We start from the raw sequence: 11,566 nt of genomic DNA, 5'->3' as shown, positions 1-11,566 counted from the left end.
CCCGCTTCAAGACTTCATCGCGGGATGGAGCAGCCCGGTAGCTCGTCAGGCTCATAACCTGAAGGTCGCAGGTTCAAATCCTGCTCCCGCAACCAATACTCACAGGAATATCGATAATCTTCCCTCGCGCGCTCGCGCCGCCCAACAGCGGCGACGGTCGCGCTCGCATCGCTCCACGCTCATAACCTGGAGCGCGCAGGTGCAAATTGCGACAGTGCGGGCGCTTCAACTACATCCGCCCGAAATAGGATGCCCGGCCCTGTAAACCGACCGGGCCGTCATATGATCGCCGTATCTTGTGGGTCAGAGGCGCCGCGTTGCCCCTTGCGGTGATGTCCTTCAACCCCGATATATGGCGCGCGCAGAGCAACTCAAACGAAAAGAGTGCGCGCAGGGGGAACATTTTGGGCGAGCTGCGATTGAAGCAACGAAACCACCCGGATCCAGGCGAGACGGTCGCAGGGCAAGGCGTGGTGCGGCAGCATGGCCAGGGAGCGGATAGCAGCAAGCAAATGCGTAAACTTGGTCTGTTCGAACGATTGCTGCTTAAGTACCGGCTGCGCAACGAACCGCGCTATGTTCGTCGCTGGGTCCTGCGCATGGCATCTGGCCGCCAGCATTCCAATCTCGGGAACGATCTGAAGGACGTGCCGCGCGCGCGCTGGGCAGCAAGGGACTGGCTTGGCTATCTGACCAGCATGGGGTTGCGCCCGCATCACACCTGCGTAGAGGTCGGCTGCGGCTCGCTCTGGGCCGCCGAACCGGTGATCGAATATCTCGAGGCCGGCAAATATACGGGCCTCGACATCACCGAACAGTTCTACCGGTTTGGCGAGGAAAGGTTGGGCGATGTCCTGCGGGAGAAGGCCGTCACCCTTGCGGTGATAAGCGAGGCGGCATTGCAGAGGCTGGAGGCCATGCCTCCTGATTTTGTGTTCGCCCGCAAGGTCCTGGCTCATCTGCGTCCGGACGAACTGCCGGATTTCGTGGCGATGTTCTGCCGCCTGGTTGGCCCCCACAGCATCGGCCTGATCGACAATCCGCCAACCGAGAAGACCCGCTATCGCAATCCGGGCACAATCGACTATGCGCTCGAGGAGTTCCAACGTCATGTTCCCGCCGGTATCACCTGCATCCAGGACCAGTGGGCCATCGTCGTTCGCCGCGAGCCGGCACTGGAGCAGCAGGAACAACCGACGGCGCGATAGGATCCTCGAGGGCCGCCGGACCAGGGCCTGCGCGAGACGGGAAAGAGGTGTATAAGCGGGTTGCGTCCACAAAATGGCAGCCCGCATGATCATCGCTTCTCCGACCGACTATCGCCTAGCCGCCAAGCGCCGCTTGCCGCGGTTCCTGTTCGATTACATCGACGGCGGCGCCTATGCCGAGCATACCTTGCGCGCCAATGTCGGCGATCTCGAGGCAATCAGCCTGCGCCAGCGCATCCTGAAGAACGTCGCCGATCTCAGCCTAGAGACGGAGCTTTTCGGCCACAGGCTTGCGATGCCGCTCGTAATCGCACCGGTCGGCCTGGCCGGTATGCTGGCGCGGCGCGGCGAGGTTCAGGTGGCGAAGGCCGCCGCCGCCAAGGGAATCCCGTTCACGCAATCGACCGTCTCGGTCTGCCCGATCGAAGAGATCGTGCCGCAGAGTTCGCAGCCGATCTGGTTTCAGCTTTACGTGCTGAAAGACCGCGGATTCATGAAGAATGCGCTTGAGCGGGCCCGGGCTGCCGGCGTTACGCATCTGGTCTTCACGGTCGACATGCCGACGCCGGGCGCCCGCTATCGCGACCCGCATTCCGGCATGTCCGGCCGCTTCGGTCCGCAGCGCCGCCTCCTGCAGGCCATCGGCAAGCCGCGATGGGCTGTCGATGTCGGGCTGTTCGGCCGACCACACGATCTTGGAAATGTGTCGCGCTATCTCGGCAAGCCGACCGGTCTCGCCGACTATATCGGCTGGCTGGCAAAGAATTTCGATCCCTCGATCAGTTGGGCCGATCTGGAGTGGATTCGCGCCTTCTGGCAGGGTCCGATGATCATCAAGGGCATACTCGATCCCGAGGACGCACGCGACGCGGTCAAGTTCGGTGCCGATGGGATTGTCGTTTCCAACCATGGCGGGCGCCAATTGGACGGCGTCATGTCGACGGCGCGGGCCTTGCCCATGATCGCCGATGCGGTTGGCCGCGATCTCACGGTGATGGTCGATTCCGGCGTGCGTTCCGGCCTCGACGTCGTCCGCATGTTGGCGCTTGGCGCCCGTGCCGTGATGATCGGGCGCCCGATGGCCTATGCGCTCGCCAGCGGCGGCCAGGCGGCGGTTGAGAACCTGCTCGATGTTTTCGCCAGGGAGATGCGTGTCGCCATGACATTGACCGGCGTCACCCGGATTGCCGACATCGATCGTACCTGCCTGGCAGGACAGGGCGGCCCGGCCTAGCCGCGTGATGCAGCGCACTTTCGTCGCCTTTGAAACTTGGCAGGCTCGTGATGCCTTCCTATGCTCGGCGCCGGACCTACTCATTGCAGTGATATCTTGATTCCGGCAGGCGGTAACGTGACCATGCTACCCGACGGGCGCCGATGGCGCGGCGACCTATTGGGCGCAATTGCCGCGGCGGTCGTTTCCCTGCCGATCAGCATGACCTATGGCGTTATCGCCTTCGCCCCGCTCGGCGAGGGATATGTTTCGGCCGGATTGCTGGCCGGGATCTACGGCGCCATCTGTGCGTCGCTGTTCACACTGCCGCTGCGTGGCCGGTCGCTGCTGGCGCTTGGGCCGCGTCCCGGCACCTCGCTGATCTTCGGTTCGCTGGTTGCGCAGGTGCTGACCACCCAGGCGCTGGCAAGTGGCACGCTCCTGGTGCCGGAAACGGCGCGGGCGTCGATGGCGATTGCACTCGGCTGCTGCGCGGTGGCGCTGGCTGGTCTCATGCAGTTTGCCGTAGGCGCCCTGCGCGGCGGCAGCATCGTCAAGTATGTGCCCTATCCCGTCGTTTCGGGCTTCATCAATGCATCCGCCTTGTTCATTATTCTCGGTCAGGTCTGGCCGCTCCTCGACCTGCCTCGGCAAGGTACGGTCCTGGCGCTCGCGGACATGTGGCGCGAGGCAAGGCCGCTCGCACTGATTCCCGGCCTTGCCGCCTTCGGCCTCATGTTCCTGCCGCCACGCTGGCTTCGTGGCGTGCCGCCGCTGGTGGTGGCGCTGGTTGGCGGTACGCTGGTTTATCACGGCATGCATTGGGCGCTGCCGGACGCCGCGATCGGGGCCACACTCCACCACCTCCCCAACTGGCACCCTGGCCTGTTCATTTTCCAGGTGGACTACTCGTTCCTGACGCCAGAGATCGCCCTGCACCTATTCTTGCTGATCCTGCCCGCATCCTTTTCCATGGCGCTGCTGGCTTCGCTGGATTCGCTCATCTCGCTGACAGTGCTCGATGACATGCTGGGGCGGCGTTCCGACCCCAGCCGGGAACTCGCCAGCTATGGCATCGGCAATCTGGCGACGGCGCTGGTCGGCGGCGTCATGACGGCGGGTGGCATGAATCGTACCAGACCCGCCCTCTACGCCGGTGCGACGACACCCCGCTATCACGTCATGGCGGCCCTGCTGATGCTCCTCGTGCTGGCCCTGCTCAGCGATTTCATCAGCCTTATTCCCCATGCCGTCATCGCCGGATTGATCCTCTGGCTCGGCTTCGGCCTTTTCGACCAGTGGTCCCTGGCGCTGCTGCGCCGCTTCCGCCCGCGACGAATCGCGGCTCAGGCCGACGCCGCGATCGATCTCGGCATCATCGTGGCCGTCATTGGCGTGGCAGTGTTGTTCGATCTGGTCATGGCGGTGGGGGCGGGGGTCGCCCTTTCCGTCGCCATTTTCGTTCTGCGCATGAGCCGCTCCGTGGTGCGCAATGCAACGCGCGGTCCCCGGGCGCGAGAGCAGAAATTCCTCAGCGAGGCGCGGCGCGAGATTCTCTCGCAGCACGGCGACCGCATCGCCGTGCTGACGCTGGAAGGAGCCCTTTTCTTCGGCACCATCGACAACCTCGAGCGCCGCATCGAGGCGCTGGTCGGGGACGGCGTGCGCTATCTGGTGCTCGACATGAAGCGCGTGACCTATGTCGATCTCACGGCGGCTCGGGTCCTGGGAAATGTGCAGAAGGGGCTGGGCGCGCGCGGCGGCCTGCTCACCGTGAGCTATGTGCCGCGCCCGGGCGACTTTGTTGCGCTGGACAAGCCGCGCTCCGGCATCTCGCGCAATGCGCAGCGGCTGGCGGCCGTGGTCGAAGCCTCGGGCGCGCTGGCGGCAATCGGCCCCACCCGGTTCTTTCCGGACACCGACAGCGCGCTTGCCCAGCTGGAAGAGCGCTTGATCGGCGACATGCTGGGCCGCGGCGCGCCGTCCTGGCGGCGCGGCGCGCTCGGCGCCACGCTGCTGAAGGACCTTTCGCCTGCAGATTTCACGCAGCTCCGGGGCTATGTGCATCGCGAGATCTTCGCGCCGCAGGAGGTCATCTGCCGGCAGGGTGATACCGGTTCCTCTGCCTATTTCATCCATCACGGCCGGGCCGAAGTCTTCATTAGACTCGGCGGCGCGCGCCAGACTAAGCGCCTCCATACGCTGACACCCGGCGCCCTCTTCGGCGAAATCAGTCTGCTCGACGGCAAGGCACGCACGGCCAGCGTCATCGCCCAGACTCCGGTGGTCTGCTATAGCATCGACCGAGACGGGTTCGCGCGCCTGCGTACCGAGCACCCGGAAATAGCCGGGCGCCTGCTGCAGAATCTTTGCATCATCCTGTCGCAGCGCCTGCGTGACGCCAATGATTTGATTGTCGAGCTGGAGGCATGACAGCCCCCGTCGCGGGACGAGGGCTGCCGGCTGGTCAGGTTGGCGCTCTGGGTCAGGCCGCGGCGGCCTTGTCCTCCGCTGGGGCGAGGCGGATGAGATAGTCGAAAGCCGACAGGGAAGCCTTCGAACCCTCGCCCATGGCAATCACGATCTGCTTGTAAGGCACCGTCGTGGCATCGCCAGCGGCGAATACGCCCGGTTGCGACGTGGCGCCGCGATGGTCCACCTCGATTTCGCCGCGAGGGCTGAGTGCCACGGCATCCTTCAGCCATTCGGTGTTCGGCATCAGGCCGATCTGGACGAAGATTCCTTCCAGGTCGAGCTGGTGGATGTTGTCGGTGTTCCGGTCCTTGTAGGAAAGACCGGTCACCCGGGTGCCATCGCCGCGGACTTCGGTAGTCAGTGCAGAAGTGATAACCTTGACATTGGGCAGAGAATTCAGCTTGGCGACGAGCACCGCGTCGGCGCGCAGCTTGCTGTCGAACTCGATCAGTGTCACCTGGGCGACGATGCCGGCAAGGTCGATCGCCGCCTCGACCCCGGAATTGCCGCCGCCGATCACCGCGACGCGCTTGCCCTTGAAAAGCGGGCCGTCGCAATGCGGGCAATAGGCGACGCCCTTGTTGCGATACTCGTTTTCGCCCGGCACGTTCATCTGCCGCCAGCGCGCGCCGGTCGCCAGAACGATGCTTTTCGCCTTCAGCACGGCGCCATTGGCGAGATGCAGCTCGGCGAGGCCGCCCGGCAGTCTTGCCGGCACCAATTTTTCGGCGCGCTGCAGGTTCATGATGTCGACGTCATAGGCCTTTACGTGTTCCTCGAGCGCGACGGCGAGCTTGGGACCGTCCGTGTGCGAGACCGAGATGAAGTTTTCGATCGCCATCGTGTCCAGCACCTGGCCACCGAAACGCTCGGCAACGACACCGGTCCGGATGCCCTTGCGTGCGGCATAGATCGCGGCTGCAGCGCCGGCTGGACCGCCACCTACCACCAGCACATCGAACGCTTCCTTTGCCTTCAGTTTCTCGGCCGCACGGGCCTCGGCGCCGGTATCGATCTTGGCGAGGATCTGCTCGAGGTCCATGCGGCCCTGGCCGAAACTCCGCCCGTTGAGGAAAATTGTCGGCACGGCCATCACCTGGCGCGCATCCACTTCCGACTGGAAGAGGGCGCCGTCGATGGCGACATGGCGGATCTTCGGATTGAGGACGCTCATCAGATTGAGCGCCTGCACGACATCCGGGCAATTCTGGCAGGATTGCGAGAAATAGGTCTCGAAATCGTATTCGCCGTCCAGCGCCTGTACCTGCTGGATGATGTCCTGCGCCAGCTTGGATGGATGACCGCCGACTTGCAGCAAGGCGAGGACCAGCGAATTGAACTCATGCCCCATCGGCAGGCCGGCAAAGCGCACGCCGACAGTGGTGCCGGTACGATGAATGGCGAAGGAGGGCTTGCGCGGATCGTCGTCCCGGCGGGCCAGCGTGATCCGGTCGGAAAGGGCTGCAATATCTTCCAGGAGGGCGAGCATCTCGCGCGAACCATCGCTGTCATCGAGCGAGGCCACCAGCTCGATCGGCTGGGTAATACGCTCGAGATAGGCCCTCAGTTGGTCTTTCAGATTGGCATCCAACATGGCGTCATGCTCCTGCGAGGTGCTCGTTGATTGGCTATTGGGTACCCGTCATGGCCGGGCTTGGCCCGGCCATCCACGATTTCGACAGTGATGAGTGAATTTCGTGGATGCCCGCTGCAAGTGCGGGCATGACGGCAACCGAAGTGCGCTTAGATCTTGCCGACCAGATCGAGGGACGGGGCGAGGGTCTTCGCACCTTCCTTCCAGGCGGCCGGGCAAACCTCGCCAGGATGCGCGGCGACGTACTGCGCGGCCTTGATCTTGCGCAGCAGTTCCTTGGCATCGCGGCCGATGCCGCCGGCGGTGATCTCGACGATCTGGATCACGCCGTTGGGGTCAATCACGAAGGTACCGCGATCGGCCAGGCCGGCTTCCTCGATCAGAACCTCGAAGTTGCGGCTGATGTTGAGGGTGGGATCGCCGACCATCGTGTACTTGATCTTCTTGATGGCGGCGGAGGTGTCGTGCCAGGCCTTGTGGGCGAAATGGGTGTCGGTCGAGACGCTGTAGATCTCGACGCCCAGCTTCTGGAACTCGGCGTAATTGTCGGCGAGGTCCTCGAGCTCGGTCGGGCAGACGAAGGTGAAGTCGGCCGGATAGAAGAACACCACCGACCACTTACCCTTCAGGTCGGCATCGGTGACGGTGATGAACTTGCCGTCCTTGAAGGCTTCGGCTTTGAACGGCTTAATGGCGGTGCTGATCAACGACATTCTTCTTTTCTCCAGTTGATAGGTGATTTCCGTGCGAACGGTTCGCACTTGATATAGTGCGCTGCTGCATTGGTGAAATCGATTTTTTAATCGATATTGATCGACCAAACCGATTAATAGGAATCTGGAGAATAAATCATATTTTTCCAATAAGTTAGAAGTGAACGACTATTGTTGTTCGAATTTGCTGCGGCAATGCGCCACGTCCAGGTTGCCAGATATCTGTCTTGGCTATGTCCGCTCGGCTAAAGTCGCGAACTTCCGGATTACTCGCCGCCTTTCCCTGGTACCGCCCATGACCTCCCTTCGTCGTTCGCTGCCTTCTGCCAATGCCCTCTTCGTTTTCGAGGCAGCGGCACGGTATCTGAGCTTCACGCGGGCGGCGGTCGAACTCAATGTCACCCAATCGGCGGTGAGCCGCATGATTGCCCGGCTGGAAGCCCATATCGAAGCCAAGCTCTTCATCCGCACGGCAACAGGCATCGAGCTTACCGATGACGGCCGCCAGCTCTACCACGCCGTGACCGGCAGCTTTCAGCATATCGAGATGGCGTTGGAGGCCATCCGGGCAAGGCGCGGTGACGCCGGCATGGTAACGCTCTCGCTCTCCTCGGCCTTCGCGATGCACTGGATCATGCCGCGCCTCGACCGCTTCCAGGCGCTCTATCCGTCAATCGACCTGCGCTTCCAACTGGTGCGAGGGGAGCCGGTCGGGCCGATCGAGGATGTCGACCTCGCCATCCGCTACAACTTTCCGAGTGACGTCGATCACCTGAGCTGGCCGCTGATGGCCGAGAAAGTGCTGCCGGTCTGCAGCCCAGCCTACCTGGCCTCGCATGGCCCGATCAAACATGACGGCGATCTGGGTCGTCACACGCTGGTGCACCTTTCCGGCTCGACGCGGATTCCCTGGAGCCGCTTCCTGGCCGAGTTCGGCTATCCCGTCGCGGATGGCAGCCGAAGCCTGACTTTTTCCGATTACTCCCTTGTCATCCAGGCAGCGATCAGCGGCCGGGGCGTTGCCCTTGGCTGGTGGCATGTCGTGGCCCATGAATTGGCACAGAAGGAGCTTTTGCCGGCTGCGCCGGAGGTCCTCAGCACGGGCAACCATTATTACCTGGTGGCAAGCACGCGCCGCCCGGTCCGCAATCCAGCCATCCTGGTCCGCGACTGGCTGCTTGCGGAAATGGAAGCATTGCGGACCCGAATTCTCCCAGACTGAAGGCCTCGGCGACGCCTCGCCCATGATCTCAGATCATGGGGCACTGACTATTGCTGACATTTGATCACGGGTCCCCGCTGCTAGGCTTGGTGACTGAAAAATTGTCATCTGGGAGCCGGTCATGGATCTGGAACTGAGCACTCGCGAGAAGGAACTGGCCGCCAAGGGCCGGGCTTTCTGCGACGAGGTGCTGCTGCCTCTTGAACTCATCACCGACGAACACGGCGAACTGCCGATGGAAAAGCGTGCCGCCGTGCGCCAGGCCGTGCGCGATTGGGGCCTCGCCGGCATCAACCACGCCAAGGAACATGGCGGCCTTGGCCTAAGCATGGTCGAGCAGACCGCCATCGAGGAGCAGCTGGGGCGCGTCACCAACGGTCTCTGGTCTTGCGTCTGGCGCGCCCCGGTCAGTCTGAAATCCGGCTCGCCCGCCCAGATCGACCAGTATCTCCGCCCCTCGATCCAGGGGGAGCGGCGCGGCTGCTTCGCCATTACCGAGGCGGAGGCCGGGTCCGACCCGCGCCGGGTCAAGACCAAGGCGATACGGAAGAACGGACAATGGCTGCTCTCGGGCGAGAAGTGGTTCGTCACTTCCTACAACGCCTCGGACTTCATCATCGTGCATGCCCATGTCGACGACGATCCGGACAAACCGACGCTGTTCCTGGTCGACAAGCCGGTGGCCAACATGGTGCATCTGCGCTCGCCGAAATTCATGCACAACTTCGCCTTTGACCATGCCGAACTGCGTTTCGAGGAGACGCCGGTTCCCGAAGACCGGATGCTGGGCCAGGTCGGGCAGGGACTGGAACTCACCAAGGACTGGTTCGTCGAGGCGCGGATGCAGATTGCCTCGCATACGCTGGGCGCCGCCATCCGTGCCGCCGAAATCGCCAACGACTACGCAACGACGCGGCACCAGTTCGAGCGGCCGATCCGCGATTTCCAGGGCGTCGAGTTCATGCTGGCCGACATGGCGGTCGAAATCTTCGCGGCGAAATCCATGCTCTATCGTGTCGCCGCCGAGATCGACCGCGGTCTCGACCGCAAGGTGGTGCATGCCCATGCCAGTGCCCTGAAGCTGTTCTGCTCCGAAGTGGCGGGCCGTGTCATCGACAGGGCGTTGCAGGTTCTGGGTGGTCGCGGCTACATGCGCGAGAACCCCGTGGAGCGGCTCTATCGCGACATCCGCGTCGACCGCATCTGGGAAGGGACTTCGGAAATCCAGCGCGTCGTTGTTGGCGGCCAGATCCGCAAGCGTGGCCTCGACATCTACAGTGGCTGGCAGTGAGCCTACGTTAGGCAACGGGCAATGGCATTCAATCAGGGTGCCTCGAATCCGGGCGCGTCGAACGTTACCGATTTTACCAGGGCAAAAACACCGAAGCCTGGTGCGAGACCCAATTCATGGACTGATGCCCGGGTGATGCGGGCGCGCAGGTGTCGACCATTGCCGATCTCCAGCAGCAAATCTGCCTGCGCTGCTTCCACCGGTGCCACAATCTCGACGATGCGCGCAGCGAGAATATTTCGTATGCTGATGTCTTGCGGCCGCCTAGTCGCAATGGAAACGTCCCGCGCCTTGATCCGCAGGCGCAGGCGGCTGCCGATCGGGCCAGAGACGAGCGGGACGGACAAGTGTTGGCCGTCCAGATCCAACTGGCTCAGCTGATAATGCGGATCATGGGAGACGATCCGCGCGGTCAGTGCGACGCCTGGCTCGAAGCGCTCCCCATTGGCGGGAAGATCCAGTCGCTCCAGCACGTCCTCGACCGGACCGGCGGCAAGCAGGCGCCCGTCGCGCAACACCATCATGCGATGAGCCAGCCGCGTCACTTCGTCGATATCATGGCTGACATAGATCGCCGGCACACCGAATACCACGGGTAGTCGCTCGATATAGGGCAGGATTTCGGCCTTGCGCTTGAGGTCGAGGGCGGCCAGGGGTTCGTCCATCAGCAGCAGGCGGGGCCGGGTGAGGAGCGTGCGGCCAATGGCGACGCGCTGGCGCTCGCCACCAGAGAGCGAGGTGACGCGTCGGCCGAGCAAGGGGGCAAGGTCGAGCGCGCTCACCACCTGGTCGAAGTCGATTCCACTGCTGACATGGCGCGAGCGTCTCTCGGCAAAATGTAGGTTGCCGGCAACGTCGAGATGCGGGAACAGGCGCGCATCCTGGAAAACATAGCCGGCACCGCGTTTGTGGGTGGGCATTGCCTTGGCGCCGGGGCCGGATTGCCAGGTCTCGCCGGCGAAGTCGATCCGGCCCATGGCCTGGCGCTCCAGACCGGCGAGGATACGCAGCAGCGTGCTCTTGCCGCAGCCCGATGGCCCGAACAGGGCGGTGATGCCGTGCAGGGGAATCTCGTGCGCCACATCGAGCGTGAAACCCGGAAAAGCGATGCCAAGATCGAAGGCAAGCGTGTTCATGTGCTGCCGCCGACATGAATCGGAAAGCGCCGGTTCATCACATAGACAAACAGCAATACCAGGAACGAGAAAGCCAGCATGCCGGCCGAGAGGATATGGGCTTCGGCATAGCGGATCGTCTCGACATGCTCGTAGATGGCGATGGAGATGACCTTGGTCTCGCCCGGGATATTGCCCCCGACCATGAGGACGACGCCGAACTCGCCGATAGTATGCGCGAAAGTCAGCACGACGGCGGTGAGATAGCCGCGCGCCGCCATTGGCGATATGACCGTGAGAAAGGCGTCGAGTGGCCCTGCGCGAAGGGTTGCCGCCGCCTCCATCGGTGCCCGGCCCAGAGTCTCGAAGGTCGACTGGAGGGGCTGCACGGTGAAGGGCAGGGAATAGATCGCCGAGCAGACCACGAGGCCGGTGAAAGAGAAGGTGAGCTTGGTGCCGGTTGCCTCGACCCAGAGCCCGCCGATCGCCGAGTTGGGGCTGAAGAAGACCAGCATGTAGAAGCCGAGCACGGTCGGCGGCAGGACCAAGGGCAAGGCGGTCACGGCCTCGACCACCGCCTTGAGGCGAGAGCGCGTGACGGAGAGCCACCACGCGATCGGCGTTCCCACGATCAGCAGAATTATCGTGGTGAGGGCGGCGAGGTGCAGCGTGAGCCAAAGGGGGCCGAGGTCGGGAATGGTCATCACCCGGATTGTATCCGCCGCTCCCGGCTCA

General features: G+C 63.2%; 9 protein-coding genes and 1 tRNA gene. 6 read left to right on the top strand and 4 right to left on the bottom strand.

The window, feature by feature from the left end; translation table 11 throughout:
• Positions 1 to 18 precede the first annotated feature (18 nt).
• The 4 genes from A8950_RS15865 to A8950_RS15850 all read left to right on the top strand — a co-directional run bounded on the left by A8950_RS15865 (position 19) and on the right by A8950_RS15850 (position 4,854).
• Positions 19 to 95 (top strand) — tRNA-Met (locus A8950_RS15865).
• A gap of 309 nt (positions 96 to 404) precedes the next feature.
• Positions 405 to 1,208 carry a class I SAM-dependent methyltransferase gene (locus A8950_RS15860; protein ID WP_166645220.1) on the top strand — a complete coding sequence of 268 codons (804 nt, stop codon included), beginning with the start codon at positions 405 to 407 and terminating at the stop codon, positions 1,206 to 1,208.
• 85 nt (positions 1,209 to 1,293) lie between these two features.
• Positions 1,294 to 2,442, top strand: coding sequence for an FMN-dependent L-lactate dehydrogenase LldD (lldD, locus tag A8950_RS15855; RefSeq protein ID WP_133614651.1), 1,149 nt, complete (start codon positions 1,294 to 1,296; stop codon positions 2,440 to 2,442).
• 123 nt (positions 2,443 to 2,565) lie between these two features.
• Complete coding sequence (locus A8950_RS15850) at positions 2,566 to 4,854, top strand: SLC26A/SulP transporter family protein (protein ID WP_243735670.1); 2,289 nt, start codon at positions 2,566 to 2,568, stop codon at positions 4,852 to 4,854.
• Positions 4,855 to 4,906: 52 nt separating this feature from the next.
• Here A8950_RS15850 and ahpF read toward each other — a convergent pair whose 3' ends face one another.
• Positions 4,907 to 6,490, bottom strand: coding sequence for an alkyl hydroperoxide reductase subunit F (gene ahpF / locus A8950_RS15845; RefSeq protein WP_133614649.1), 1,584 nt, complete (start codon positions 6,488 to 6,490; stop codon positions 4,907 to 4,909).
• A 149-nt stretch (positions 6,491 to 6,639) separates the two neighbouring features.
• A complete protein-coding gene (ahpC, locus tag A8950_RS15840) occupies positions 6,640 to 7,203 on the bottom strand; it encodes an alkyl hydroperoxide reductase subunit C (protein ID WP_133614648.1) in 564 nt (187 codons plus the stop codon).
• A 295-nt stretch (positions 7,204 to 7,498) separates the two neighbouring features.
• Here ahpC and A8950_RS15835 point away from each other — a divergent pair, with 295 nt between their 5' ends.
• Entirely contained in the window at positions 7,499 to 8,425 is a 927-nt protein-coding gene (locus tag A8950_RS15835; RefSeq protein ID WP_133614647.1) for a LysR substrate-binding domain-containing protein, read from the top strand.
• A 121-nt stretch (positions 8,426 to 8,546) separates the two neighbouring features.
• The gene (locus A8950_RS15830) at positions 8,547 to 9,716 is read left to right on the top strand and encodes an acyl-CoA dehydrogenase family protein (RefSeq protein WP_133614646.1); all 1,170 of its coding nucleotides are present in this window, start codon (positions 8,547 to 8,549) and stop codon (positions 9,714 to 9,716) included.
• Between the two features lie 32 nt (positions 9,717 to 9,748).
• Here A8950_RS15830 and modC read toward each other — a convergent pair whose 3' ends face one another.
• Together modC and modB are read right to left on the bottom strand one after the other, a co-directional pair.
• The gene (modC, locus tag A8950_RS15825; protein WP_133614645.1) at positions 9,749 to 10,852 is read right to left on the bottom strand and encodes a molybdenum ABC transporter ATP-binding protein; all 1,104 of its coding nucleotides are present in this window, start codon (positions 10,850 to 10,852) and stop codon (positions 9,749 to 9,751) included.
• A complete protein-coding gene (gene modB, locus A8950_RS15820) occupies positions 10,849 to 11,535 on the bottom strand; it encodes a molybdate ABC transporter permease subunit (protein WP_133614644.1) in 687 nt (228 codons plus the stop codon). The genes modC and modB overlap by 4 nt, the downstream gene beginning before the upstream one ends.
• Positions 11,536 to 11,566: the final 31 nt, after the last annotated feature.

The organism is Dongia mobilis (assembly GCF_004363235.1).
Classification (GTDB): domain Bacteria; phylum Pseudomonadota; class Alphaproteobacteria; order Dongiales; family Dongiaceae; genus Dongia; species Dongia mobilis.
Note: the sequence above shows the minus strand (reverse complement) of the source record. Positions and strands in the feature narration are given on the sequence as shown.